The following is a 25,598-nucleotide window of genomic DNA, read 5'->3' as shown; positions in this document are numbered from 1 at the left end:
CATCTTATCGGTAACTTTCGTTAATTTTTATCCCGCTGGGGTACACTATGCGCCTTGTTATTCTTTGGCGATTCAATCCGTTATGGCTCTTATTCGATTTGATCAGGTTTCTTTAAGCTTAGGTGTTCGTTCAATCCTCGATAATGTCGATCTTCAGATAGAGGAGGGGGAACGCGTTGCCCTAGTGGGTACCAACGGTACCGGTAAATCGACACTGATCAAAATTGTCGCCGGTGAGGTGGATGTTGACTCTGGTGTTGTTTGGCGCAGCCCTGTTGCTCGAATAGCCCAGCTTCCGCAATCCCTTCCTGCCGCGGACGAGCGTTCAGTTCGCTCTGTTGTAGAGTCCGGTCTTGAAGATATTCTCAAGCTACGAGAGCGTTACGAGCTGCTGTTAACAAAAACAGATAACGCAAGCATGAATGAGCTTGAGAGCCTGCAGCATGAGCTAGAGGCTCGAGATGCTTGGCACCTAGAGACCAAGGTTGAGCGTGTGCTAAGTCAGCTTGAACTGCCTGGTGAGAAGTTGATGTCTGAACTCTCAGGTGGCTGGCGTCGTCGTGCAGCCTTAGGTGCGGCTCTTGTTCAAAATCCAGATCTCTTGCTCCTAGATGAACCTACCAACCATCTGGATATTGAGACCATCGAGTGGCTCGAAGAGGTGTTGGTCTCATTTAAGGGTGGACTTCTATTTGTATCCCATGATCGTGCACTTGTTGATCGTTTAGCGACCCGTATAGTTGAGTTAGATCGTGGTCTATTAGCTGATTTTCCTGGTAGCTACCAAAGTTACCTTACCCTCAAAGAGAAGATGCTGGAGGATGAGGCGAAACAGAACGCCGAGTTTGATAAGCGACTTGCTCAAGAGGAGCGCTGGATCCGCCAGGGTATTAAGGCGCGCCGTACCCGCAATGAGGGTCGTGTTCGTGCACTTAAAGCGATGCGTGTTGAACGCTCTGAGCGTCGGGATCGCCAGGGTAAAGCACGATTTGATGTTGAAGATGCAGCTCGCTCAGGCAAGATCGTTGTAGAGTTAAATAACGTCTCGCTCGGCTTTGCAGGAGCCCCCGTTGTTGATGATCTGACTCTTACCATTCAGCGCGGTGATCGTATCGGCTTGATTGGCCCTAACGGTATCGGTAAGAGCTCATTGCTGCGTTTATTGCTAGGTGAGCAAGCGCCTGATAAAGGTACGGTAAAAATTGGTAGCCAACTGATGGTGGGCTACTTTGATCAGCTTCGTGGCCAACTCAATCCAGAGAAGAGCATCATCGATAACATCTCTGGCGGTCGTGAGAGTATTGAGATCAATGGTCGTTCACGTCATATCATCAGCTACCTTCAGGATTTCCTGTTTACTCCGGATCGCGCTCGCACTCCGGTAAAAGCACTGTCGGGTGGTGAAACGAACCGAGTGATGTTGGCTAAGCTGTTCAGTCAGCCCTCTAACCTTTTGATTCTCGATGAGCCAACTAACGATCTGGATGTTGAGACGCTTGAGCTGCTTGAAGAGATTCTTCTTGAGTATCAGGGTACGCTGCTGCTTGTTAGTCACGATCGTCAGTTCCTAGATAACATCGTGACAAGTACCCTAGCGTTTGAGGGTGAGGGCAAGATTCGAGAGTATGTAGGCGGATACCAAGATTGGTTGCGTCAACGTCCGAAACTGAACGCTAAAAAAGCGGTCAGTGAAGCAGTTAAAGAGGTTGAACCTTTAGCGAAAGAGCCAACTGTTGAGTCTAAGAAGCCAGTTAAACTGAGTTACAAACTACAGCGTGAATTGGATATGTTGCCTGGGCAGTTAGAAGAGGCTGAAAGCGCCTTAGAAGCGCAGCAGGCTATCTGCGCAGCAGGGGACTTTTATCAGCTGCCACACGATAAGGTGACAGCTGAATTAGCAAAGCTTGAGACCCTAGAGCAGCAGGTTGAATCCCTGATGGAGCGCTGGGTCGAGCTAGAGGCGATGACCGAGGCTTAAGCGCCTATGCGCCTAAGCGGACTGCCAGGATATCGCAATTTGCGCCGTGCAGTACGCCATTGGCTGTTGAGCCAAGCAGGAGTGAAATTCCGTGTCTGCCGTGAGAGCCGATGACGATTAGATCGGCATCTAGCTGTTGTGCGACTGAGTGGATCTCACTGCCTGTATTGCCGGTTGCCACGAGTTTCTGAGTGATTGGGTAATCGAGCTTGTCGGCAATCTCTTTGATGCGTCGTTCAGCGTGGTTCTCAACCTGGGTTTGAATATCGGCAATGTCTACCGGCATTTCGCCACCATAGGCGTAGCTGATAATCTCGACTACGTGAACCAGGCTAAGCTCTGCGCTGTTCTGTTGTGCGACCTCACAGGCGCGTTTAAGTACTGCGTCGGATTCGTCACTTAAATCGATGGCTGCGATGATGCGTTTATACTGACTCATGAGCGTTCTCCATTAACCTTACATATATAAAGTACTAGCAGATTATTAAGGAAGTACATATGAAGTGGGCAATAATTGTACTGATCATGTTCTCTTTGATCGGTTCTATGATGTGGGTCATGCCAAGTCCACGTCAGCGCTTCCAATCTAAGCTCCGTTTGGAGGCTAGAAAGCATGGGTTTCAAGTTCAGTTATCGCGCTTAGAGCTACCAAGAGCTAAGGGTGAAACTGAATCTGAGGCGATTAACGTACCTGCTTATCGATTGTTACGCGGTGCACTGCCTAAAGGTGAGCGCGAGAAATGGACGGAGTGGTCTGTTGGGCGTGTGGATGCTTTTGCCAATGAGGGGCTCCCTGAGGGCTGGTCTTGGATTAAGGGCGAGCGAGCATTGAATCCAGCTAAGTTGGCTTTTGTAAGTCAGTGGTTGAAAACCTTGCCTAAGGAAGTTGAAGCAGTCGAATCGACTGCAATACATCTCTCACTCTTCTGGCGAGAGCCGGAGAGAGCGGGTGCGCTTGATGAATTACACGGCTTAGCTAAACAGTTAATTGATGAGGTGGTATAGATGAGTGAAGAGATAGCCCCAGGTATTTATAGGCACTATAAAGGTAGTGATTACGAGGTGATTGGCTGCGCGCGTCACTCTGAAACTGAGGAGTGGATGGTGGTTTACCGAACTCTCTATGGCGACTTCTCCCTTTGGGTGCGACCACTAGCGATGTTTACTGAAAAAGTGACCTTGGAATCGGGTGAAGAGGTTCCGCGATTTCAGGCTGTTTAGTTGAATAAGTTTGCAATTTAAAAATCGCACGTTAAGGTAGCGACCTCAAAAAATTTAACGTTAGGTATTGACGACTCTTGTCGATTAACCGTATTTGTAAAAAAGACGTTTATTAATAGTAGGTAGAAATTAGATGGGTAAGACCCTCGTTATAGTGGAGTCGCCAGCCAAGGCGAAGACGATCAATAAGTATCTGGGATCACAGTTTGTGGTGAAGTCCAGTGTCGGTCATATCCGCGATCTTCCTACTAGCGGTAGCGCTACTAAGAGCGATCCTAAAGAGCGCGCTAAGCAAGCTGCTGAGACCCGTAAGCTTTCGCCAGAGCAGAAGATAAAGCACAAAGCTAAGAAGCAGAGAGAGCAACTGATCGCTCGCATGGGCATTAACCCTTCGAAAGATTGGGCGGCCCATTATGAGATTCTTCCCGGTAAAGAGAAGGTCGTTGATGAGCTTCGTAAATTAGCTAAGAGCGCCGATCAAATCTATCTCGCAACCGATTTGGACCGTGAGGGGGAGGCGATCGCTTGGCACCTTCGCGAAGCCATTGGCGGTGATGATTCCCGCTACCGTCGCGTTGTATTTAACGAGATTACCAAAAAGGCAATTAAAGAGGCCTTTGAGAAGCCTGCAGATCTAGATATGCACCGTGTTAATGCTCAGCAGGCACGTCGTTTCCTAGACCGTGTGGTTGGTTACATGGTCTCTCCACTCCTATGGGAAAAAGTGGCTCGCGGTCTCTCTGCCGGTCGAGTTCAGTCTGTTGCCGTCCGCCTTGTTGTCGATCGCGAGCGTGAAATCCGTGCATTCATCCCGGAAGAGTTTTGGGAGTTGCATGCTGATACTCACACGGATTCAAACGCCGCTGTTCGTTTAGAGGTTACCAAGCAAGCGGGTGCTGCATTTAAACCGGTAAATGAAATTCAGGCTCAGGCTGCTGTGACTGCGCTTCAGGGTGCTAGCTACGTCGTACAAAATCGTGAAGATCGTCCAACCTCAAGCAAGCCATCGGCACCGTTTATCACATCTACACTTCAGCAAGCGGCGAGTACGCGTTTAAGTTTTGGTGTTAAGAAGACGATGATGCTAGCCCAGCGTCTCTACGAGGCGGGTTACATCACCTACATGCGTACTGACTCGACAAACTTGAGTGCAGAAGCGGTGGATTCTGCGCGTGATTACATCAATAGCAAATTCGGTGCTGACTACCTGCCAGCTCAGCCGATCCGTTACTCCTCAAAAGAGGGTGCGCAAGAGGCACACGAAGCGATACGTCCATCTGATGTTGACGTAACGCCAGACCAGTTAAACGGAGTCGATGCTGATGCAGTGCGTCTCTACGATTTGATTCGTCGTCAGTTCTTGGCTTGTCAGATGACGCCAGCTCGATACCTAAGTACACGAGTGACAGTGAAAGCTGGCGCTTACGAGTTATCGACTAAAGGTCGCGTGCTTCAATTCGATGGTTACACTCGCGTACTAAGCAGTCGTGGTAAATCGGATGAGGATGTCATCCTTCCGGATATGCAAGTAGGTGATAAGCTACAGCTTGATAAGCTAGATCCTACTCAGCACTTCACTAAACCGGCGCCACGATACACCGAAGCGAGTTTGGTTAAAGAGCTTGAAAAACGCGGTATCGGCCGTCCATCAACCTACGCTGCGATCATCTCTACGATCCAGGAGCGTGGTTACGTTGATGTGCAAAATCGTCGATTCTATGCACAGAAGATGGGTGATATCGTTACAGACCGTCTGGTTGAAAGCTTCCCAGACCTTCTTGATTACAGCTTCACTGCCCGCATGGAGGAGCGTCTCGATGACGTTGCTGAGGGTGGTGAAGATTGGAAAGTCCTTCTTAATCGCTTCTACGAACAGTTTGAAAATGAGCTAGAGACCGCTCAGTCAGCTGAAGGTGGAATGCGAGCTAATAGTGCTACTGAGACAAATATTCCTTGTCCAGATTGTGGCCGTCCAATGCAGATTCGTACTGCGACAACTGGCGTATTCTTGGGCTGTTCAGGTTATGCACTGCCACCAAAAGAGCGCTGTAAAACAACGATCAACCTGATTTCGGGTGATGAGGTTGTTGCTGCTGATGCGGATGATGAGGAGGAGTCACGTCTTCTTCGTAAGAAGCACCGTTGTGGCAAGTGTGGCTCTGCGATGGATTCATACCTGGTTGATGCTAACCGCAAACTGCATGTCTGTGGTATGAACCCCGACTGTGATGGGTTTGAGGTTGAAGAGGGTAGTTACCGCATTAAGGGTTATGAAGGCCCGGTGGTAGAGTGTGATAAGTGTAGCAGTGAGATGCACCTTAAAACTGGCCGTTTCGGTAAGTTCTTCGGCTGTACTAATAGCGAATGTAAAAACACACGTAAACTTCTTAAAAATGGCGAAGTGGCTCCACCGAAAATGGATCCAGTTCCTATGCCGGAACTCAAGTGCCAGAAGGTGGATGATACCTACATCCTGCGCGATGGTGCGAGTGGTCTATTCCTCGCGGCAAGCCAGTTCCCGCGTAACCGTGAGACCCGTGCTCCAATGGTGCACGAACTGATTCCACACCGCTCAGAGATTGATCCTAAGTACCACTTCCTTTTGGATGGTCCATCGAAAGATGATCAGGGTAATCCGATTCAGATTCGCTATAGTCGTAAGACAAAAGAGCAGTATCTGATGTCTGAAGTGGATGGCAAGGCTACTGGCTGGCGTGCATACTTCACTAAAGGGCAGTGGCAGGTTGATATCGCTAAGGGTAAAAAGTCGTAAATGGCTGAACTCTATCCAGGACGCACTAATCAGGCACTCGCGTTAGTGCGTTTTGGTTTGCATGATATACAGCTAGCCTGTGATACGCAGGATTGGAGTCGAAATCTTCGACTTCGTGCTGCCTGTGAAGCGACTCTTGCCCACCTGCTTAGTAGCTACAGAGCTTACCTATTCGAGATAGCTGAACAGCATCGTCTTCAGACGGTTGGTGTTGTGACTGCAGCATCTTTAAGTGAGCAGCTTGCTGTAACTGGTCAGGCTACCGCAGAGCTTATCGAGTTAGAGACCCTTTTGTCTGAAAGAGAGAGTTGGCTCAATCTGATGCTGAGCGCAGCAGAGGCTATCCATAAGCCAACCCTTGCGCAAAGTGGTGAAGAGTCTGCGTCAGAGATAAATCTAGTTAACACCACCCAAAAAAGCCTTGAAGAGCGCTTGCAGGCGGATTTGCCTAACTGGTACCAAGCGCTTCAAGAGCTTATAAACCGACACCGTGAAACGAATCAGGAGTGGTGATTAACTATTCAATCCTTGCGAATGAATAGGTGATCATTCAAAAACCGTTTAGTTTTCATCCCAAGCGGCGTTGATCGGCGCGTTACCACGTTAGTCTGCACAATCACCGTCTCAGCTGTTGCTACACAAACGTCGTCTTGAAATAGTCCCTGGTACAAGCCAAATGAGCTAGTGCCAACACGGGTAACGCCAGTTCCGATATCCAAACGACCAGGCCAGGTGATCTCAGCCAAGAAGTTGAGGTTAAGGCTCGCGATCACAAATTCCGCATCATCATCGAATAGAGGGTTCTTAGGGTCGTAGAGAAATTCAACACGGCCTGTCTCTAAGAAGGTATTGAATAGGGCATTATTGATGTGACCTTGTCGATCCGTATCGGCATATCGAAGCTTATCAAAGGTCTGAAATGGAAAATCATCTATATGGAAGGGTTGAAGCTCCGGTGAGCGAGATCCCATGGAGTAGCTCCTTTCAGTTATTATTTTGGAGTTATCGTTTTATAGACAATAACTTATAAGTTAACAGGGTGCTATATCGAAGGTCGTTTACAAAAGAAAAAGCGGCCATAGCAATGGGGGAGAGCTAAGGCCGCTGAGAAAATTTACAACTAATTAGGTTGAGGCTTAATTAGGAGATTGCTAGTGAGTAAATCCTATTTAAAAGTCATTCTGTTGGCGGATAATGCCAACACCAAGGCCCTCAATGGTGAAGTGCTCTTCACGGAGGTCGACTTTAATTGGTTCAAACTCTTCGTTTTCAGCGATGAGGTAGACAAGGTGCCCCTCGCGGTGAAAACGCTTAACAGTGACATCTTCACCGACACGAGCCACAACGATCTGTCCTTCGCGTGCCTCTTTGGTTTGGTGAACAGCGAGTAGGTCACCATCCATAATGCCGATGTTCTTCATACTCATACCACGTACCCGCAAGAGGTAGTCTGCACGTGGGCGGAAGAAGTCGGAGCTGATGGTGCAGTAGTCATCAATGTGCTGCTCTGCAAGGATGGGTTCACCTGCTGCAACCTGACCGATAATAGCCAAGCCTTCGGGTTCATCCTCTTCGCCAACGATACGAATGCCACGTGATGTGCCAGGTATCATCTCAATAGCGCCTTTACGAGCGAGTGCTTTGAGGTGCTCTTCAGCAGCGTTGGCAGACTTAAACCCAAGATCTCGTGCAATATCTACACGTGTTGGTGGAAAACCGGTTTCATCGATATGACGACGAATACAATCCAGTACCTGTTCTTGGCGACTTGTTAGCTTCATAAACTCCCCCTATGACAGCCTGGTTTAGTGAACAGATTAGAGATTGTTCATGCTGTCTGTTTATTCAGTATCTGTAGTTTTATACAGTACTCTAATTCTGGTCAAGCTTTTTCTGTTTGTTTATCCAGTATTTTTGTATGATGCGTTTTCAGTTTTAAGGGGGCAGTGTGCTCGACAAGTCGATACAAGATCAGATTCAAGGTGCTTACCGTCACTTTTTGGCGGCTAAAGATCTTAAGCCTCGTTATGCACAGCGCCATATGATTGCAGCTGTTGCACGCCAGTTGGGCTCGATTAAGTCTGATTCGGCTGGGCATCGCCTCGGTGAAGATCATGTAGTCGCAGTTGAAGCCGGCACAGGTACTGGTAAAACGATCGCTTACCTCATGGCGGCGCTTCCAGTCGCTGACGCTATGGGAAAAAAACTGATTGTCTCTACGGCTACCGTTGCCTTGCAGGAGCAGCTTCTTCACAAAGATCTACCAGAGCTCGCTGAACTATCAGGTTTGGAGTTCAACTACGAGATCGCTAAAGGGCGTAGGCGTTATCTCTGTATATCTCGTCTAGAACGAATTCTTACTGAGCAGAATGACCTCACTCAGATGGCACTCTATGAAGATGAGATGTCTCAGGTTGTCCGCCCTGAAGATCTAAAGACCTACGCTACACTGTTAGATGAGTTTGCCAGTGGTCGTTGGAAGGGTGATCGAGACGATCTTGAGAATGATCTAGATGAGCAGGTTTGGATGCCGCTTACCTCTGATCATCTGCAGTGCACCAATCGTCGCTGCAGCCATTTTGATGCTTGTCCCTTCTTTAGAGCGCGTGCTGATTTAGATCAGGCAGATCTGCTGGTTGTGAACCATGACTTGGTTTTGGCTGATCTGGCGCTGGGTGGTGGGGCAATCCTGCCTGAGCCTGAGGACTCAATCTACATTTTCGATGAGGCACATCATCTGGGAGATAAAGCGACGGGGCACTTTGCGCTGTCGATGCGTGTTAAGGGAAGTGAGCGTGCCCTTAAAACACTTGAACGCCAAATGAAGCAGTTGCTTGAAGATACCGATAAGGCGATCTCAGTGCAGGATACAATCGAGCGTATCTATACCGCTATTCGAGTTTCGCTCAATCATCTTGGTAAGCTTTCAGATCTTGTCTCGGATGAAGTGCTTACGCTACCAGACAATGAGCGACGTCTGCGTTACCCAGGTGGTGTTGTGCCTGAACATCTCATTGTTATATGTCATGAGCTCGCTCAGTTTTTAGCGCAGTTAGACCCACAGTTAGAACGACTCATTGGCATCGTTAAAGAGCCGTTGGAGAACCAGGAATCAGATCTGGATCGTGCCGTTGCAGAGCGTTGGTTGCCTATTCTTAGTAGCCAGTGGGGACGCATTCAAAGGATGATGTGGTTGTGTAGAAGTTTCTCGCAACCTGATGAAAAACAAAAGGTTCCTACTGCAAGATGGTTGCTTACGCATGACTCTGAACATGGCTCTGATATTGAACTTCATTCGGCACCAGTTTCCGCTGAGAGTCATTTAAAAGATCTCCTTTGGGAGCAGTGTTATGGTGCTCTGCTTACATCGGCAACCCTCACCGCGGTGGGTAGATTCGATACCCTGTTTGTACAGTTGGGTCTACCGCTAACAACCCCGGCACTGCGTTTGGCGAGTCCATTCGACTACCCCAATAGAGCGGTTCTGCATGTCCCTAAAATGAAGGTGGATCCTAGCCAAGCTGATTTGCATACCGAGGAGGTTGCACAGTGGCTCAACACCAATTTGCCGGATTTAACAGCCGTATTGGTGCTCTTCACTTCGTGGCGGCAGATGCGTCGTGTTGAGGAGTTGCTAGACGTTAAATTGTTACCAAGGTTGATCATGCAGGGCGACAGAAGCAAGCAGGCGATGCTTGTTGAGCATAAAGCACGTATCGATCGTGGTGAATCTAGCATTATTTTTGGTCTTGCATCCTTTGCAGAGGGTGTAGATCTACCCGGTAACTACCTAAAAGATGTTATCATCACCAAGTTGCCATTCAGTGTCCCGGATGATCCGGTTGATGCAACCTTAGCCGAATGGGTTGAGGCGCGCGGTGGCAATGCGTTTCAAGAGATAAGTGTCCCAGCAGCTTCAATCAAATTGACGCAGGCTGCAGGACGATTGCTGCGTACAGAGGAAGATTCCGGTCGAGTCGTACTGTTAGACAGGCGCGTGGTTACACGGCGTTATGGGCAGGACTTGATCAATGCGCTACCACCCTTTGCGCGAAACTTTGAATGATCCATATTGAGAGATCCTGATTTTGAGTATTGAAGAGAACAACATCGAACAGACTAATTCTGAAGAGAACACTAAGCGTCGTCGCACTCAGCGTCGCCGTCCACGTAAGTCTGTTGAGAAGAAGCCGAAAACGACTGAAGTGCAGTCAGGCGAATGGAGCCTAGACCAGTTCGTGGTGGCAGAAGAAGAGGGTAAGGTACGTTTCCACGACTTCTACCTTCCTGACTCACTCATGCGCGGTATCCATGAGCTTGGCTTTGAGTATGCGACACCTATTCAGGCGGCGACTATCAAGCCGGCCCTTCAGGGTTTGGATATCATCGGTAAGGCACAAACGGGTACCGGCAAAACAGCGGCATTCCTGATTGGTCTCATTACCGATCTTCTCGACTTTAAATTGGATGTGCAGCCTCGTTTTGCTGAGCCGCGTGCATTGATTATCGCCCCGACCCGCGAATTGGCGCTGCAGATTGCTGCCGATGCTGAAGGTCTTTGTAAGTACACGGGTCTAAAAATCGTATCGCTTGTTGGCGGTATGGATTATGACGTGCAGCGTGCGGCGCTTGCTGAAGCCCCAGTGGATATTCTGGTAGCAACACCTGGTCGTCTAATCGACTTCGTACGTAGCCAGGATATCGATCTCTACAACGTAGAGGTTCTTGTGCTTGATGAAGCGGATCGCATGCTCAGCATGGGCTTCATTCCTGATGTTCGTACCATCATTCGCTCTACTCCTCGTAAGGGGGCAGAGCGTCAAACCCTACTCTACAGTGCGACCTTCACCGATGAGATTATGCGCCTTGCTGCACAATGGACGCGTGATCCAGTGACGATCGAGATCGAGTCAGAGCACAAGACGACCGATAACGTGAGCCAAGAGGTTTACCTTGTATCTAGTTCTGAGAAGTACAACCTGCTTCGTAACTACTTAAAGGTGAACGGTATCGATAAGGCGATTGTATTCTGTAACCGTCGTCATCAAACACGTGCCCTTGCTGAGCGACTATCTCGTGACGGTGTGAAAGCAGCGATGATGTCAGGTGAAATTCCACAGCAGAAACGTATCAAAACACTCGAAGGATTCCGCAATGGCTCTATCGAAGTGCTTGTGGCAACAGATGTGGCAGGTCGCGGTATCCACATCGATGGTGTGAGTCACGTCGTAAACTACCAGTTACCTGAAGATGCCGATGACTACGTGCACCGTATTGGTCGTACTGGTCGTGCTGGAGCTACCGGGACTTCAATCTGTTTCGCTTGTGAGGATGACTCATTTTTGATCCCAGAGATCGAAGCGCAAACAGGTGTGAAACTTGAGTGTATCCACCCAGATCCAGAGCTACTTAAATCGCCTGAGGTTGCAGAGAAACCAGCAGCTGAAGCTCCCGTTGATGAGATCGCATCTGACGAAGTGAGCGATGAAGAGACTGCGGGCGAAGCGAGCTGTTGTGTAGTTGAGTCAGAGGTTGCTTCTGACGAGACTGCCGTTGAAGATGCGACTACTGAAGAGGCTCCTGCTGAGGTTGAAGAGGTTGCTGTTGAAGAACCTGCTGTTGAAGATGCTGTTGTTGAAGAATCGGCTCCTGCAGAGACTGAAGAAGTTGAAGCAGTAGCAGTAGCAGTAGCAGAAGAGCCAAAGACAGCTGAAGAGTCAACTGGATCGGAAGAGACAGCTGAATCATCAGAAGAAGAGAATAGCACTAAGTCATGAGTCGTGAAGATCGACACGGCCTGGCCAAAGTTGAGCGCATTATCGCAATGATTGTGAGTGCGCTCTTTGTAGTGCTAGGTCTGTTGGGTTTTCAAAACTCAGGTGATATCACGCAGTTGCTTTTGTTTCTGGTAATCGCTGGCATCTCTTGGTTGATAGTGGGTTTTCTATTTCGACTGGTCGAGCGTTTGCTCGACTCGTTGGGTTAAACGTACGTGGTTAAGCGTTAAGGGGTTTATATGGCAACGGTTTCTAAGGTTGCTGTGCTCGGTGGCGGTAGTTTTGGTACCGTCATTGCCAATCTGGTGGCTGAGAAGGGTATACCGGCACATCTTTGGGTAAGAACGCCTGAAACGGCTGATGCGATTAATCAATCACGCGTTAACAGTCGCTATGTGCCAAAACTCACCTTGGCCGATTCTCTGCTAGCCTCTTCAGATATCGAATCTGTACTCTCAGGTGCTGAAGTTGTCTTTATCGCTATTCCAAGTAGCAGCTTTAGATCGGTGTTGAAGCAGGCCAAGCCTTTCCTAAATGACTCTCAACTGCTTATCAGTACGACCAAGGGTATTGAAGCGGGCACTTTCCAACTGATGAGTCAGGTGATGACTCAAGAGGCACCTAATAACCCAAACGGCGTTATTAGCGGCCCAAACCTGGCTAAAGAGATTGCTAACCGTGAGCTAACAGCAACGGTGATTGCAAGTGCTCATGAGCAGGTTCAGAGTCTAGTTCAAACACTGCTTCAATCTACCTACTTCCGTGTCTATGCAAGCAGCGATACCTTTGGTGTTGAGCTTGGCGGTACCCTAAAGAATATCTATGCGATCGCCTCGGGAATGGGGGCAGCGATGGGTATGGGTGAGAATACTAAAGCGATGTTGGTTACGCGTTCGCTTGCGGAGATGAGTCGTCTTGCTGTGAGTATGGGGGCAAATCCTATGACCTTCCTTGGACTTGCCGGCGTCGGTGATTTGATTGTGACCTGTCTATCACCGCTCAGTCGTAACTACCGTGTAGGCTATGCATTAGGCCAGGGCAAATCTCTTGAAGAGGCAGTCGCTGAGCTAGGTGAGGTTGCAGAGGGTGTGAATACCCTCAAACTGGTTCGTGAACACTCTGATCAACAGGATGTCTACATGCCACTCGTTCGAGGCCTCTACGAGGTGGTGTTCAATCAAGCGCCGCTTGAAAAGGTTATTGGTCAGATGATGGGCGCTGTGCAGAACGCAGACGTTGAATTCACCCTCGCCAAATAGTTTTTCAAATTCTTTTTAAGGAGTGTTCGTTTGAAGATTCTACTGATGCGACATGCTGAGTCAGCACCGGGTTTCCCAGATGAACTCCGAGTACTAACCGATTATGGTGTTGCCTCTTTGGCAAGTCGCCCTAATGATTTGGCATCACTCCTTGAGTCTGTGACGGATATCTTCGTCAGCCCCTATCAACGCACACAGCAGACCATAAATTGCTTCTTGCCAGGTTGTGAATATCAAACGGTTGATTGGTTAATGCCCGATCAAGATCCTGAGTGGGTGCTGAGCCATCTGCTGGAGATGGCAGAGGATTCTGTTATTTTGCTCGTAACTCACATGCCGATGGTGGGTGAGATTGCATCTCTCCTTGTCGAAGGTGGCAATAGCCTTGGCTATCGTTTTATTCCTGCTCAGATTATGGCTATAGAGGCGGACCTTCCTGTAGCCGGTTTAGGTACGCTACTTAAAAGTTATACATTTTCACCATGACACCAATTTCACGCAGTTTTGATCTAGGTGAGCGAAAAGTCGCGGCACTCCAGTGGGGCGATGCTAGCAAACCAACGCTGCTTGCAGTCCATGGCTGGTTAGATAACGCAGAGAGCTTTTATAAGTTGGCGCCGTTGCTATCGGAGTATTGCGTCATCGCTATTGATCTTGCAGGTCATGGTCAATCTGACTGGCGCAGTGCTGATGCTGGTTACCCTATCTGGTCCTATGTTGAAGATCTTCGTAAGATCCACCTGCAGCTAACTTCTGAGCCGATCTATCTTTTGGGTCACTCCCTGGGTGCGGGTATTGCGTCGCTCTATGCAGGCACCTGGCCAGAGGCTGTCTCAAAGCTTGGTTTGATTGAAAACCTGGGTCCAGTTGTTGATTCACCAGAAGAGCTAACTGCGCGTCTGCGCGGCTCTTTCGATACCTTGGTGATGCCAGCAAAAACGGCTCAACATCGTCCTGCTGAACTTCTTTTTAGATCACGCGCTACTGGGCGTTTTCCTGTGCCAACGGATGCTGCTAAACGGCTGGTGATGAGAGCCTGTGAAGAGCAGGGTGAGTCGCAGGATCATCTAACACTGCGCGTAGATCCACGATTGAAATACCCCACGGCGATTCGTCTAACAGAGCAGCAGGTCGAAGCAGTACTTGGCGAGATCAGTGCACCCGCGTTGTTGATTGTAGGTGAGCAGGGGTTAGACGTTGATCGGGCTAAAGCGCGAATGCCGTATGTAAAAAATATAGAGCTCGTTGTTTTGCCTGGAGGGCATCACCTGCATCTAGAGGATGCTGTGGTCTCTGAACTCGCACAACGCTTCAACAGTTTCTATGCTCAATAGTAATGTTAGTTAAAGTTGAGAGAATCATGAGAAAGCTGCTTTTTACTCTTTTAGTTACGATCACCACAGGGGTTTGGGCTGATCAGGGGTCAATCTCTGTTGTGAATCCTGGTCCTCTTGCAAAGCTCGATAAAGAGTTGCAGCAGCAGACGAATGACTATCGTTTGGCACTGGGTGCGGTAGTGAAGATCAATCGTACCATTCGTATTGGTAACGAAATACGCCTATCCGGTGAGTTGAGCCGATTGACCTGGGAGTATCCTAAGTCTCATGAGCCCTCAGAGGCGCTAGATTCAGTGCGTGAGCAGCTTCTTGCTGTGGGTGCCGAGTTGCTATTTGAGTGTGAAGGTCGTGATTGTGGTGCTAGCAATATCTGGGCAAATGATCTGTTCCAGAATCCAGCTCTCTATGGTCGTGATGATTTTCAACGTTATGTCGCACTGCAGCTCAATGGCGACTTCTACTCAATCTACGCTAACCGACGCGGCAATCAGCGCGTCTATCTGCATATAGATCAGATAAAGCAGGGTAGTGATACCACAGCGTGGATCAATCTTTTGAGTGAGCGTGGCTGGGTGAAGCTTCCCGATCTCAAAGAGACCACCGTGAATCAGCTCGCTACAATGTTGAAAGCATCTACAAGTGTTATCCGTCTTGTTGGACATCAGGCGGGATTGGATCAATCCCTAGCTCAGCGCGAGTCTGAGGCGATGGTCGATCAACTGGCAGAAAAACTTATTGCGGCTGGAGTATCGAAAGATGCGATTGAAACCTACGGCATAGGTGCGTTAGCGCCGAGTGTGTTGGGTGCGGATAGAGCAGTTGTGGTGGTGATTGTTAGGTAGATTTTTCGCGGCTTCCCACTTTGCGGGAATGCGCTCCTACATTACTTTAAAAAAACACCGTAGGAGCGCATTCAGGCGAAGCCTGAAGCCGCGAATCAAAAATTAATTAACAAGCGACAAGAACTCAGCGCGAGTGGCTGGGTTTGAGCGGAATGAGCCAAGCATCATTGAAGTCTTCATCATTGCGTTCTGTTTCTCTACACCGCGCATCATCATACACATATGCTGCGCTTCAATCACAACGCCAACGCCTAGCGCGCCTGTTACCTCTTGCAGAGCTTCAGCGATCTCAGTAGTGAGTTGCTCTTGGATCTGCAGGCGACGAGCAAACATATCGACAATGCGTGCAACCTTAGAGAGGCCAATTACTTTGCCCTGTGGGATGTAAGCGACGTGTGCTTTACCAATGAATGGCAGCATGTGGTGTTCACACATTGAGTAGAGCTCAATGTTTTTTACCAATACCATCTCAGAGTTATCTGATGGAAAGAGGGCGCCATTTACAACCTCATCAAGCGACTGCTCATAGCCACGCGTCAAAAATTTCATCGCTTTCGCAGCGCGTTTTGGCGTATCTACAAGACCTGGGCGAGAAAGATCTTCTCCAAGTGCTGCAATGATTTCTGAGTATGATTTTTCCATCACCCTTTCCTCTCGATGGGCGCTTGCGTCCCTATAAATCTAAGCCGGCAAACATACGCCAATGGGGCCGCTAGGTAAAGTATTAGTCGCGTTGTGTGTGATCTTGGTCGCGTTTAAGCAATACATATAGAGCACCGGTGCCGCCATCCTGAGGTTGTGCAGAACTAAAAGCGATGACACCCTCGGTCTGCTGCAACCACCCAGTCACATAGGTTTTCATCAATGCTGGTTTGCCGGGATCTGTATAGGCCTTACCATGCACTATCAATAGGGTACGGTCACCTCGGCGGCGACACTCCTTAATGAATAAGTGAAGTTCTTCACGCGCCATATCGATGGAGAAACCGTGAAGATCAAGGCCCGCCTCCCAGGGAAGGTGACCCGCTTGCATCCGCTTAAGTAACCTCTCCTGCACACCTGGCATGGCAAATAGAACGCTCTCTTCAGCGCTGAGGAGCTCATTCTGAGTAGAACTAAGGCCATCAACCACTAGTTCATCTTGCTCCATGGCGGCTTGACGACGGTAGTCAATTGAGCGCGAATCGACCTTGCTGGAAGGGCGCTCGATATCGGCACGCTCCTGTGCAATGGGCTTAACCCCTTTTAAGGCCTCTTTTAATGCAGCGAAATCGCTGTATCGCTCGCTCTTATCAGACATAGTGCTCTTATCAGACAGTGTGAATACAGGTAAACTAGCGGATCTTTAAAAACCCAATTATCGGATTACAGATGAGTTCAGATCAAGCCGTAACTTCAACGCTAGTGACACTTCGTGACTATTTGCGTTGGACCCTTAGCGAAATGAATCGCCATGAGGTCTATTTTGGGCATGGTCATGATGAGGCGTGGAATGAAGCGCTGCAGTTGGTATTCAATGCAGTGGATCTACCTTGGGATAGCTCACTGGAGCTCCTCGATTCTCGTCTATTGCCGGCTGAACGGGCTAAAATTGTTGAGTATGTAGCGCAGCGTTGTCAGCAGCGCCGTCCGCTTCCATACATCACCGGTGAAGCTTGGTTTATGGGTTTACCGTTTAACGTAGATGATCGTGTTCTGATTCCACGCTCACCTATCGCGCAGTTGATTGAGCAAGAGTTTCAGCCTTGGTTAGGCGATGTTGATGTAGAGCGAGTTCTGGATTTATGCACCGGTAGTGGCTGTATCGGTATCGCCTGTGCCTATGCTTTTGAGCACGCAGAGGTAGATCTGGTCGATCTATCCGATGATGCTTTAGCGGTTGCAAACACTAATATTGCGCGCCACGAACTTGAAGATCGTGTGCGTGCCATCCATAGTGATCTCTTTAATGCCTTAGATGGTGAGGTGTACGATCTGATCGTGACCAACCCACCTTATGTGGATGCAGCAGATCTTGCCTCAATGCCTAATGAGTATCACCATGAGCCAGAGATGGCATTGGGCTCCGGCCATGATGGTTTGGATATTACGCGTCGAATTCTCAAAGAGGCGGGTCGTCATCTGAGCGAACAGGGTCTGTTGGTTGTTGAGGTTGGTAACTCAGAGGTGCACCTGATGGAAGCCTACCCTGAGCTACCTTTGATTTGGGTTGAGTTGGAAGAGGGAGGTAACGGCGTGTTTGTTATCGATGCCCCTTCACTGCGTGCCCACCAAGATTTGATTTAACACTTGAGCCTTCGGTTCAACGAGTAGGAATAGATAATGTCCGGTAACAGTTACGGAAAACTTTTCACAATTACCACCTTTGGTGAGAGCCATGGCCCAGCACTGGGCGCGATTATTGATGGTTGCCCACCAGGAATCGAGATTTGTGAAGATGATCTTCAGGGTGACTTGGATCGTCGCAAGCCAGGTACTTCTCGTCATACGACTCAGCGTCGCGAAGCTGATGAGGTGAAGATCCTCTCAGGTGTGTTTGAAGGGAAGACGACCGGTACATCTATCGGCCTGTTGATTGAGAATACCGATCAGCGCTCTAAAGACTACGGTAATATTAAAGACCAGTTCCGTCCTGCACATGCCGACTACACCTACCATCACAAATACGGTATTCGCGATTACCGCGGTGGCGGTCGCTCATCAGCCCGTGAGACTGCGATGCGTGTCGCAGCGGGTGCTGTAGCCAAGAAAGTGCTTGCCGCATTTGGTGTTGAGATTCGCGGTTACCTATCTCAGCTTGGGCCGATTGCGATTGATCCTGCGAACTTTAATTGGGATGAAGTGGCTAACAATCCATTCTTCTCCCCGGATGCCGCTGCTGCAGAGCAGATGGCTGAATATATGGATGCGTTGCGTAAAGAGGGTAACTCTGTAGGTGCTAAGATCTCCGTAGTGGCATCGGGTGTACCTGTTGGTTTGGGTGAGCCGATCTTCGATCGCTTGGATGCTGATCTTGCGCATGCCCTCATGAGTATCAATGCTGTTAAAGGTGTTGAGATCGGTGATGGTTTTGCCTCTGTAGCGCAAAAGGGTACAGAGCATCGTGATGAGATGACTCCTGAAGGATTCCTCTCTAACCATGCCGGCGGCATTCTAGGTGGTATCTCTAGTGGCCAAGATATTATTGCCCACATCGCGCTTAAGCCTACCTCAAGCATGCGTATTCCAGGTCGCAGTATTGATAAAGATGGCAATGCTTGTGAAGTGATCACAACAGGTCGTCACGATCCTTGTGTTGGTATTCGTGCAACGCCTATCGCTGAAGCGATGATGGCACTGACGCTGGTAGATCATCTACTTCGCCACCGTGCTCAGAATGCTGATGTTAAGGTGGATACACCGGTGCTTGGGCAGCTTTAATTCCGGTCGATAATCTTTGGTGCTTGCTGATAAAACCGATGACAGGCTGAAGGCCTGTCACGGTGACTCAGATCTAATAAATGGCACTAGTGATAAGCCTTCAGCCTGTCATCCGCCTTCAAATTACGCTACACACTCTGAATTTCGCGGCTTCCCTCCTTGAGGGAATGCGCTCCTACAAAACTCGCTAAAGCATTTCAATTTCTGTAAAATCTCGCGCTTTATTTTGACTGGGTGCGATGATGTTAAAGACCTCTAATACGGTTTCGTTGAAGACTCCTTACTACCTCATTGATAAAGCTAAGCTTCTAAAGAATATGGAGAAGATCGCCTACGTGCGTGAGCACTCGGGTGCTAAGTCTCTGTTGGCGCTTAAGTGTTTTGCAACCTGGTCTGTATTCGATCTGATGTCTGAGTACATGGACGGTACTACCTCTTCATCCCTTTACGAGGTGAAGCTAGGTCACGATAAGTTTCCTGGTGAGACGCACGCTTACTCAGTGGCATACGACGATCATGAGATCGACGAGGTGCTGAACAACTGTGACAAGATCATCTTTAACACCATCAACCAGTTCCAGCGCTTTGAAGAGCAGAGCCGCAATAAAAAGCGTGGTCTGCGTGTAAACCCAGGTATTAGCACCTCTGAATTCATCATTGCTGATCCAGCGCGTCCATTCAGTCGATTGGGTGAGTGGGATCCTGAGCGCATTGCGAAAGTGGTCGATCAGATCTCGGGCTTTATGTTTCACAACAACTGTGAGAATGGCGATTTAGAGCGTTTCAGTGGCATGCTCGATCAGATCGAGGCTAAGTTCGGTCATCTGATTGAGAAGATGGAGTGGATCAGCCTGGGTGGTGGTATTCACTTTACTGGTGATGATTACCCGCTGGATGCTTTCTGTGCACGCCTTAAAGCTTTCTCTAATAAATATGGCGTGCAGGTCTACTTAGAGCCCGGTGAAGCATCGATTACTAAGAGCACTACCCTTGAGGTGACTGTGTTGGATACGCTTCACAACGGTAAAGACCTTGCGATAGTTGATAGCTCAATTGAGGCGCACATGTTGGATCTACTGATCTACCGTGAGAGTGCACGCATGTCGCCATGTGATGGCCCGTTTACCTATCAGATCTGTGGTAAATCCTGTCTTGCCGGCGATATTTTTGGTGAGTTTAACTTTGATCACGAACTTAAAGCGGGTGATCGCATCTCAATAGAGGATGCAGGTGGCTACACCATGGTGAAAAAGAATTGGTTTAACGGTGTAAAGATGCCGTCCATAGCAGTTAAACAGCTTGATGGTTCTATCGAGCTGGTTCGTGAATTTGGTTATCAGGACTTCGTTGACAACCTCTCCTAGTTTTTAGGAGGTAGTTAGCGGTTAAAAGTTTAACGGTTTTAAGTTTAATGGAGCCTCGCTCCCTGAATATGGAGTGCTAAGCAGCATGAAAAAAAATGTCTTAATTGTTGGTGGCGGCGGCGTCGCTCAGGTTGTTGCCCACAAGTGTGCACAACACAATGATATTCTCGGTGATATCGCGATCGCTTCCCGAACCAAAGATAAATGTGATGCAATCATCGAAAGCATCCACGAAAAAGGTGCTATGAAAGTTGAAGGTAAACTCACTTCATACGCATTGGATGCAATGGACACTGCAGCAACTGCGAAACTGATTCGTGATACTGGATCAGAGATTGTCCTTAACGTTGGCTCAGCTTTCGTCAACATGTATGTATTAGAGGCGTGTATCGAAACCGGTGCTGCTTATCTAGATACTGCGATCCATGAAGATCCTTTAAAGATTTGTGAAAACCCACCTTGGTATGGCAATTACGAGTGGAAACGTCGTGACCGTTGTAAAGAGACAGGCACCACTGCGATCCTGGGTTGTGGCTTTGATCCAGGCGTTGTTAATGCTTATGCAGCGCTAGCTAAAAATGAATATTTCGATACTTTGGAGTCGGTTGATATCATCGATATCAACGCCGGTGAGCATGGCCATTGGTTTGCTACCAACTTCGATCCAGAGATCAACTTCCGTGAATTTACTGGCCGTGTCTACTCTTGGCAGAACAACCAGTGGCAGACTAACCAGATGTTCGAAGTGAGCCGTACAGATAACCTGCCAGTGGTGGGTGAGCGTACCAGCTATATGACCGGACACGATGAAGTTCACTCTCTTTCAGCTAACCTAGGTTGTCCAAATGTTCGTTTCTGGATGGGCTTTGGTGAGCGTTACATCACAGTATTTACAGTACTTAAGAGCCTAGGCCTGCTCTCTGAGCAGCCAATCGAAACGGCTGAAGGGCAGAGCGTTGTTCCACTTAAAGTGGTTAAAGCCTGTCTTCCTGATCCTGCGTCACTTGCACCTAACTACACCGGTAAGACCTGTATTGGTGATCAGGTGAAGGGCACTAAAGATGGTAAAGAGCGTGAAGTGTTTATCTACAACGTGGCTGACCATAAAGATGCTTACAACGAAGTGGGTAGCCAGGGTATCTCTTACACCGCGGGTGTACCGCCAGTTGCTGCAGCACTGTTAATCGCTACCGGTGAGTGGGATTGTAAGACAATGGTTAACGTAGAAGAGCTGGATCCGCGTCCATTCCTGAATCACCTAAATCACATGGGTCTGCCAACTTGGATCCGTGATGAGAATGGCGAGCGTCCGCTTCACTTCTAAATTGATAGTTTAAAGCTATTATTTTTTTAAAGGGTTGCCCATGAAGTGGGTGACCCTTTTCTCTTTTAGGGCCGTAAAACCGGCTTGAATGGCTTTTATATCAGTAGTGCTCTATCTCTCTTACGGCCTTAAATAGTCTGGTATTGCAGAAGATTGATTGAATATTTTTTCTGGTTTTTTGTTTAGTTTTTCGCCATAGTCGCAAATTTGTGGGCAGGCTGCCCATTTACACTATCTTGGAGATATATCGATATCATGAAAATTCGGGTTAAAGGTGCAAGCCTGTTGGCATCTGCACTAGCTGTTGCTGGCACAACCTTGGCTCAAGCTGAGCAGACAGTAAATGTATACAACTGGTCTGATTACATCGCTGAAGAGACAATTGCTAACTTTGAGAAAGAGACTGGCATTAAAGTCGTTTACGATGTGTATGACTCGAATGAGGTGTTGGAAGCTAAGCTTCTAGCGGGTAAGAGTGGTTACGATGTGGCGTTCCCTACCGCTCGTCCATTTGCGGATCGCCATGTTAAAGCGAACCTCTACCAGGCTTATGACCTTGGCAAACTTTCTGGGTACAACAACCTAGATGCCAATATCCTGCATACCCTTTCTGATATCGATCCTAAGAATGATATGTTGATTCCCTACATGTGGGGTACCACTGGTATTGGTATCAACGTAGACAAGGTAAAAGAGATCCTGGGCGCAGATGCGAAACTGGATACCTGGTCACTCGTTTTCGATCCTGAAACTGTCGCTAAGCTTGCGAGCTGTGGCGTAACGCTAATGGATGACCCAACAGAGGTATTCGTTGCTGCGCGCGCTTTTGCTGGTGCAGAGCCTAACGACTACAGCAAAGAGGGTACTCAGAAAGCGGCAGACGTTGTGAATGCAGTGCGTTCTAACATTCGCTACTTCCACAGCTCACAGTACATCAACGACCTTGCGAACGGTGATATCTGTGTGGCGCATGGTTACAGTGGCGATATCCTGCAGGCGCGTGATCGTGCTGCTGAAGCGAATAACGGTGTTAACGTTGCCTACCTAGTTCCTGGTGAAGGTGCAGTGGTTTGGACTGACGTTGCTGTACTACTTGCGGATGCTCCACACCCAGCAGAAGCTCACGCTTTTGTAGACTACCTGTTGCGTCCAGATGTGATTGCCGATATCACTAACTACGTTGCTTACGCGAATGCCAACGCTGCTTCTGAGTCACTTGTTGATGAAGAGATCCGTCAGGATGCCGGTATCTACCCACCAGCTTCAACGCGTGAAAAACTGTTCTCTCTTAAAACGCCTACAGATCGTGAAACACGTAATGTAACGCGTGCTTGGACCCGCGTTAAAACAGGTCAATAAGCAAAACTTGAAGGGCCCCAACCTCTTGGGGCCCTTCATCCACTGTAAACACTACCAGCAGAGTTACAATGCACCCATCAGCTCCCTCTATCTTATTGGATGAAGAACCGATTGTACGTATCGAAGGTGTGACCAAAACCTTTGGATCTATGTACGCGGTTGATGATGTAAACCTACAGATCTATCGCGGTGAGTTCTTCTCGCTACTGGGCTCATCAGGCTGTGGTAAAACAACCCTGCTGCGTATGTTGGCTGGTTTTGAAACACCGACAGCTGGTCGTATCTTTATCGATGGTAAAGATATTACGGACGTGCCACCGTACCGTCGTCCAATCAATATGATGTTCCAATCCTATGCGCTCTTTCCGCATATGAATGTTATCGACAACATCGCGTTTGGATTGAAACAAGAGGGTATGCCGGCTGATGCCTGTAAAGAGCGTGTCGAGGAGATGCTCGATCTTGTGCAGATCTCAGCACTTGGACAGCGTAAACCGCACCAGCTATCGGGTGGCCAACGTCAGCGTGTTGCGCTTGCTCGTGCACTGGCAAAACATCCGCGTATTCTTCTGCTCGATGAGCCTCTAGGTGCATTGGACAAGAAACTGCGTGAGCAGACACAGTTCGAACTCGTGAACATTCAAGAGCGTCTAGGCATCACCTTCATTGTGGTTACCCACGATCAGGAGGAGGCGATGACTATGTCTAGTCGTGTTGCGCTTATGCGTGAAGGCCGCATCGAGCAGGTCGATACACCACGCATGATCTATGAGTTCCCGCGCTCACGTTACTCAGCCTCTTTCTTCGGTTCGATCAATCTTTTCAATGGTACGGTTGAGTCGCAAGAAGAGGACTGTATCAATATCTTTAGTGAAGAGGCGGGCTGTATGCTTAGCATCTTCCATAGCCACCCAATTGCTTCTGGTGTCGATGTGACTGTGGCTGTTCGACCAGAAAAACTGCGTCTAGTGACGGAAGCTGAAGAGGGCGCTGCAAATACTATTCAGGGCGTTATAGAAGAGATCGCCTACTTAGGTGACGTATCGATCTACCACATCGATCTCCCTTCAGGTAAACGTGTACAGTTTACCCAGTCAAATACCCAAGCTCTAGCTGAACAGCCTTTAGATTGGGGGCAAACTGTTACGCTTACCTGGGCTCCGCAAGCCGCTGGAGTGTTGACGGAATGAAGCAGCGTTTAGAGTCCATTAACTGGGGGCGGGTCGGTATCGCCGCAGTCCCTTGGTTTTGGTTGGGTCTATTCTTTGTATTGCCCTTTTTGTTTGTTTTAAAGATCAGTCTGGCTGAGCCGCAACTCGCGCAGCCACCCTATATGGATCTGGTCCGCGAATTCGAAGATGGCATCATGACCCTCGTGGTCAATTTTGGTAGCTACCAACTGCTATTTGAGGACTCGCTCTATGTAAATGCACTGTTGGGCTCGGTTAAGGTGGCCGCTATCTCAACTTTTATCGCTATTCTAATCGGCTATCCAATGGCCTACGGAATCGCGCGTGCTCCAGTCCATTGGCGACTGCCGCTTTTGATGTTGATTATCCTGCCGTTTTGGACCTCCTTCCTGATACGTGTATACGCTTGGATTGGTATCCTAAAAAACAACGGTTTGTTGAACCAGTTTTTGATGTGGAGCGGCTTGATCGACGCACCGCTTGATATTCTATATACCCCAACAGCGGTCTATATCGGTGTTGTGTACAGTTATCTGCCGTTTATTGTGTTGCCACTCTATGCAACCCTAGTCCGTCTTGATATCTCGTTGCTAGAAGCCGCTGCAGATCTTGGCTGTCCGCCGATTAAGCAGTTTCTGTTGATCACCTTACCGCTCTCACTGCCTGGCTTGATTGCAGGCTCGATGCTGGTCTTTATTCCTGTTATGGGGGAGTTTGTGATCCCCGATCTTCTCGGCGGTCCCAACAGTTTGATGATCGGTAAGTTGATGTGGACGGAGTTCTTCGCCAATAAAGATTGGCCGCTCGCCTCAGCCTTGGCCGCTGTGTTACTGGTTGTGCTGATTATCCCATTTGTGCTGCTTCGCCATATGGAGCAGCGTACAGAGGAGAACGAAGCGTGATTAGACGTTCTCCATTTCTATTCAGTGCCCTGGTGTTGGGCTACGCATTTCTTTACGGCCCGATCATCAGTCTGATTGTCTACTCATTTAACGAGAGCCGCCTTGTTACTGTCTGGGCTGGATTCAGTACCAAGTGGTATGGCGAACTGCTGCACAATGACCAGATTCTCTCAGCGGCTTGGCTCAGTATTAAGATCGCAGCGATGAACGCCTCGGTGGCGACTGTATTGGGAACTCTAGCTGCAATTGTGTTGATTCGTTTTAAACGAACAAAAATGCGCTCAGCTCTCGATACCCTGGTGGCGGCACCACTTGTGATGCCTGAGGTGATCATCGGTCTATCACTGTTGTTACTGTTTATCTCTATGGAGCAGATGATCGGTTGGCCAGATGGGCGAGGTCAAACCACCATTACCATCGCTCATGCGACCTTCTCTATGGCCTACGTGACGGTTGTGGTTCGCAGTCGCTTGGCGCACATGGATCAGTCGTTAGAGGAGGCTGCTATGGATCTTGGCGCGCATCCATTTAAAGTCTTCTTCTTGATTACCCTGCCAATTATCTCGCCAGCACTGTTGGCCGGCTGGCTGCTAGCTTTCACGCTGTCAATGGATGATCTAATTGTTGCGAGCTTTGTTTCAGGCCCTGGTTCAACCACGTTGCCGATGGTTGTCTACTCGAGTGTTCGCTTAGGTGTGAGTCCAGAGATCAATGCGCTAGCGACCATTATGGTGGGCATTGTTGCGCTTGCTGTACTTGTGGCGGGTCGAATTATCTACAAACAAGAGAGACGCCAGCAGAAATAGGTTCCCAATGACTGGTCCCAGATGTTAAAACTGAGTCTGTTTTCAT

Annotated in this window: 24 protein-coding genes and 1 pseudogene; 20 read left to right on the top strand and 5 right to left on the bottom strand. The window is 48.7% G+C overall.

Going from position 1 to position 25,598, the window contains the following annotated elements; translation table 11 throughout:
• Positions 1–82: 82 nt before the first annotated feature.
• Positions 83–1,978, top strand: a complete 1,896-nt coding sequence (locus HH196_RS04420; RefSeq protein ID WP_169450896.1) for an ATP-binding cassette domain-containing protein — start codon at positions 83–85, stop codon at positions 1,976–1,978.
• 4 nt (positions 1,979–1,982) lie between these two features.
• Here HH196_RS04420 and HH196_RS04415 read toward each other — a convergent pair whose 3' ends face one another.
• Positions 1,983–2,417, bottom strand: coding sequence for a universal stress protein (locus tag HH196_RS04415; RefSeq protein WP_169450893.1), 435 nt, complete (start codon positions 2,415–2,417; stop codon positions 1,983–1,985).
• Positions 2,418–2,476: 59 nt separating this feature from the next.
• Between HH196_RS04415 and HH196_RS04410 the strand changes: the two genes are divergently transcribed.
• The 4 genes from HH196_RS04410 (at position 2,477) to HH196_RS04395 (ending at position 6,485) form a co-directional block, all read left to right on the top strand.
• Positions 2,477–2,983, top strand: a complete 507-nt coding sequence (locus HH196_RS04410; protein WP_169450891.1) for a hypothetical protein — start codon at positions 2,477–2,479, stop codon at positions 2,981–2,983.
• Positions 2,984–3,199: a DUF1653 domain-containing protein gene (locus HH196_RS04405; RefSeq protein ID WP_169450889.1), complete on the top strand. Its 216-nt coding sequence runs from the start codon at positions 2,984–2,986 to the stop codon at positions 3,197–3,199. It begins immediately after the preceding gene.
• Positions 3,200–3,332: 133 nt separating this feature from the next.
• Positions 3,333–5,972 (top strand): type I DNA topoisomerase, encoded by a 2,640-nt coding sequence (topA, locus tag HH196_RS04400; RefSeq protein ID WP_169450887.1) that lies wholly within the window; start codon positions 3,333–3,335, stop codon positions 5,970–5,972.
• Entirely contained in the window at positions 5,973–6,485 is a 513-nt protein-coding gene (locus tag HH196_RS04395; protein WP_169450885.1) for a DUF6586 family protein, read from the top strand.
• An 8-nt stretch (positions 6,486–6,493) separates the two neighbouring features.
• On the opposite strand, the gene HH196_RS04390 is transcribed toward HH196_RS04395, so the two are convergent.
• Positions 6,494–6,943, bottom strand: a complete 450-nt coding sequence (locus HH196_RS04390; RefSeq protein WP_169450883.1) for a thioesterase family protein — start codon at positions 6,941–6,943, stop codon at positions 6,494–6,496.
• Positions 6,944–7,141: 198 nt separating this feature from the next.
• A complete protein-coding gene (gene lexA, locus HH196_RS04385; protein ID WP_169450880.1) occupies positions 7,142–7,753 on the bottom strand; it encodes a transcriptional repressor LexA in 612 nt (203 codons plus the stop codon).
• A gap of 167 nt (positions 7,754–7,920) precedes the next feature.
• On the opposite strand from lexA, the gene dinG reads away from it, so the two are divergent.
• The 7 genes and pseudogenes from dinG to HH196_RS04350 all read left to right on the top strand — a co-directional run bounded on the left by dinG (position 7,921) and on the right by HH196_RS04350 (position 15,187).
• Positions 7,921–10,038 carry an ATP-dependent DNA helicase DinG gene (gene dinG, locus HH196_RS04380; RefSeq protein WP_169450878.1) on the top strand — a complete coding sequence of 706 codons (2,118 nt, stop codon included), beginning with the start codon at positions 7,921–7,923 and terminating at the stop codon, positions 10,036–10,038.
• A 28-nt stretch (positions 10,039–10,066) separates the two neighbouring features.
• Positions 10,067–11,383, top strand: a pseudogene (locus tag HH196_RS04375) (DEAD/DEAH box helicase); the annotation flags it as partial.
• A 362-nt stretch (positions 11,384–11,745) separates the two neighbouring features.
• Positions 11,746–11,958, top strand: a complete 213-nt coding sequence (locus HH196_RS04370; RefSeq protein WP_169450876.1) for a hypothetical protein — start codon at positions 11,746–11,748, stop codon at positions 11,956–11,958.
• Between the two features lie 30 nt (positions 11,959–11,988).
• Entirely contained in the window at positions 11,989–13,008 is a 1,020-nt protein-coding gene (locus tag HH196_RS04365; protein WP_169450874.1) for an NAD(P)H-dependent glycerol-3-phosphate dehydrogenase, read from the top strand.
• 30 nt (positions 13,009–13,038) lie between these two features.
• Positions 13,039–13,494 carry a histidine phosphatase family protein gene (locus tag HH196_RS04360; protein WP_169450872.1) on the top strand — a complete coding sequence of 152 codons (456 nt, stop codon included), beginning with the start codon at positions 13,039–13,041 and terminating at the stop codon, positions 13,492–13,494.
• Complete coding sequence (locus tag HH196_RS04355) at positions 13,491–14,342, top strand: alpha/beta fold hydrolase (RefSeq protein ID WP_169450870.1); 852 nt, start codon at positions 13,491–13,493, stop codon at positions 14,340–14,342. Before HH196_RS04360 ends, HH196_RS04355 begins: the two co-directional genes overlap by 4 nt.
• Positions 14,343–14,368: 26 nt before the next feature.
• Positions 14,369–15,187 (top strand): DUF4892 domain-containing protein, encoded by an 819-nt coding sequence (locus HH196_RS04350; protein ID WP_169450869.1) that lies wholly within the window; start codon positions 14,369–14,371, stop codon positions 15,185–15,187.
• Positions 15,188–15,289: 102 nt separating this feature from the next.
• Here the strand turns inward: HH196_RS04350 and folE are convergent, their stop codons facing one another.
• Together folE and HH196_RS04340 are read right to left on the bottom strand one after the other, a co-directional pair.
• Positions 15,290–15,829, bottom strand: coding sequence for a GTP cyclohydrolase I FolE (gene folE / locus HH196_RS04345; RefSeq protein ID WP_169450867.1), 540 nt, complete (start codon positions 15,827–15,829; stop codon positions 15,290–15,292).
• Between the two features lie 82 nt (positions 15,830–15,911).
• Entirely contained in the window at positions 15,912–16,487 is a 576-nt protein-coding gene (locus HH196_RS04340; protein ID WP_169450865.1) for a Smr/MutS family protein, read from the bottom strand.
• A 71-nt stretch (positions 16,488–16,558) separates the two neighbouring features.
• Here HH196_RS04340 and prmB point away from each other — a divergent pair, with 71 nt between their 5' ends.
• The 8 genes from prmB to HH196_RS04300 all read left to right on the top strand — a co-directional run bounded on the left by prmB (position 16,559) and on the right by HH196_RS04300 (position 25,552).
• Complete coding sequence (prmB, locus tag HH196_RS04335) at positions 16,559–17,473, top strand: 50S ribosomal protein L3 N(5)-glutamine methyltransferase (RefSeq protein ID WP_169450863.1); 915 nt, start codon at positions 16,559–16,561, stop codon at positions 17,471–17,473.
• A gap of 36 nt (positions 17,474–17,509) precedes the next feature.
• Positions 17,510–18,607 (top strand): chorismate synthase, encoded by a 1,098-nt coding sequence (aroC, locus tag HH196_RS04330; protein ID WP_169450861.1) that lies wholly within the window; start codon positions 17,510–17,512, stop codon positions 18,605–18,607.
• A 242-nt stretch (positions 18,608–18,849) separates the two neighbouring features.
• Positions 18,850–19,971, top strand: coding sequence for a carboxynorspermidine decarboxylase (nspC, locus tag HH196_RS04325; protein WP_169452311.1), 1,122 nt, complete (start codon positions 18,850–18,852; stop codon positions 19,969–19,971).
• 85 nt (positions 19,972–20,056) lie between these two features.
• Positions 20,057–21,295 carry a saccharopine dehydrogenase family protein gene (locus tag HH196_RS04320; protein ID WP_169450855.1) on the top strand — a complete coding sequence of 413 codons (1,239 nt, stop codon included), beginning with the start codon at positions 20,057–20,059 and terminating at the stop codon, positions 21,293–21,295.
• Between the two features lie 255 nt (positions 21,296–21,550).
• Positions 21,551–22,654, top strand: a complete 1,104-nt coding sequence (locus HH196_RS04315; protein WP_169450853.1) for a polyamine ABC transporter substrate-binding protein — start codon at positions 21,551–21,553, stop codon at positions 22,652–22,654.
• Between the two features lie 68 nt (positions 22,655–22,722).
• Positions 22,723–23,844, top strand: coding sequence for an ABC transporter ATP-binding protein (locus tag HH196_RS04310; RefSeq protein ID WP_169450851.1), 1,122 nt, complete (start codon positions 22,723–22,725; stop codon positions 23,842–23,844).
• Positions 23,841–24,746 carry an ABC transporter permease subunit gene (locus HH196_RS04305; RefSeq protein WP_169450850.1) on the top strand — a complete coding sequence of 302 codons (906 nt, stop codon included), beginning with the start codon at positions 23,841–23,843 and terminating at the stop codon, positions 24,744–24,746. Before HH196_RS04310 ends, HH196_RS04305 begins: the two co-directional genes overlap by 4 nt.
• The gene (locus HH196_RS04300) at positions 24,743–25,552 is read left to right on the top strand and encodes an ABC transporter permease subunit (protein WP_169450849.1); all 810 of its coding nucleotides are present in this window, start codon (positions 24,743–24,745) and stop codon (positions 25,550–25,552) included. Before HH196_RS04305 ends, HH196_RS04300 begins: the two co-directional genes overlap by 4 nt.
• Positions 25,553–25,598: the final 46 nt, after the last annotated feature.

This window comes from Marinobacterium sp. LSUCC0821 (genome assembly GCF_012848475.1).
Lineage (GTDB): Bacteria > Pseudomonadota > Gammaproteobacteria > Pseudomonadales > Balneatricaceae > Marinobacterium_E.
Note: the sequence above shows the minus strand (reverse complement) of the source record. Positions and strands in the feature narration are given on the sequence as shown.

Coding starts and splice junctions, on each gene's coding strand:
- HH196_RS04420 (WP_169450896.1), top strand. CDS start 83: ATGGCTCTTATTCGATTTGATCAGGTTTCTTTAAGCTTAGGTGTTCGT.
- HH196_RS04415 (WP_169450893.1), bottom strand. CDS start 2,417: ATGAGTCAGTATAAACGCATCATCGCAGCCATCGATTTAAGTGACGAA.
- HH196_RS04410 (WP_169450891.1), top strand. CDS start 2,477: ATGAAGTGGGCAATAATTGTACTGATCATGTTCTCTTTGATCGGTTCT.
- HH196_RS04405 (WP_169450889.1), top strand. CDS start 2,984: ATGAGTGAAGAGATAGCCCCAGGTATTTATAGGCACTATAAAGGTAGT.
- topA (WP_169450887.1), top strand. CDS start 3,333: ATGGGTAAGACCCTCGTTATAGTGGAGTCGCCAGCCAAGGCGAAGACG.
- HH196_RS04395 (WP_169450885.1), top strand. CDS start 5,973: ATGGCTGAACTCTATCCAGGACGCACTAATCAGGCACTCGCGTTAGTG.
- HH196_RS04390 (WP_169450883.1), bottom strand. CDS start 6,943: ATGGGATCTCGCTCACCGGAGCTTCAACCCTTCCATATAGATGATTTT.
- lexA (WP_169450880.1), bottom strand. CDS start 7,753: ATGAAGCTAACAAGTCGCCAAGAACAGGTACTGGATTGTATTCGTCGT.
- HH196_RS04370 (WP_169450876.1), top strand. CDS start 11,746: ATGAGTCGTGAAGATCGACACGGCCTGGCCAAAGTTGAGCGCATTATC.
- HH196_RS04365 (WP_169450874.1), top strand. CDS start 11,989: ATGGCAACGGTTTCTAAGGTTGCTGTGCTCGGTGGCGGTAGTTTTGGT.
- HH196_RS04355 (WP_169450870.1), top strand. CDS start 13,491: ATGACACCAATTTCACGCAGTTTTGATCTAGGTGAGCGAAAAGTCGCG.
- HH196_RS04350 (WP_169450869.1), top strand. CDS start 14,369: ATGAGAAAGCTGCTTTTTACTCTTTTAGTTACGATCACCACAGGGGTT.
- folE (WP_169450867.1), bottom strand. CDS start 15,829: ATGGAAAAATCATACTCAGAAATCATTGCAGCACTTGGAGAAGATCTT.
- HH196_RS04340 (WP_169450865.1), bottom strand. CDS start 16,487: ATGTCTGATAAGAGCGAGCGATACAGCGATTTCGCTGCATTAAAAGAG.
- prmB (WP_169450863.1), top strand. CDS start 16,559: ATGAGTTCAGATCAAGCCGTAACTTCAACGCTAGTGACACTTCGTGAC.
- aroC (WP_169450861.1), top strand. CDS start 17,510: ATGTCCGGTAACAGTTACGGAAAACTTTTCACAATTACCACCTTTGGT.
- nspC (WP_169452311.1), top strand. CDS start 18,850: ATGTTAAAGACCTCTAATACGGTTTCGTTGAAGACTCCTTACTACCTC.
- HH196_RS04320 (WP_169450855.1), top strand. CDS start 20,057: ATGAAAAAAAATGTCTTAATTGTTGGTGGCGGCGGCGTCGCTCAGGTT.
- HH196_RS04315 (WP_169450853.1), top strand. CDS start 21,551: ATGAAAATTCGGGTTAAAGGTGCAAGCCTGTTGGCATCTGCACTAGCT.
- HH196_RS04310 (WP_169450851.1), top strand. CDS start 22,723: ATGCACCCATCAGCTCCCTCTATCTTATTGGATGAAGAACCGATTGTA.
- HH196_RS04305 (WP_169450850.1), top strand. CDS start 23,841: ATGAAGCAGCGTTTAGAGTCCATTAACTGGGGGCGGGTCGGTATCGCC.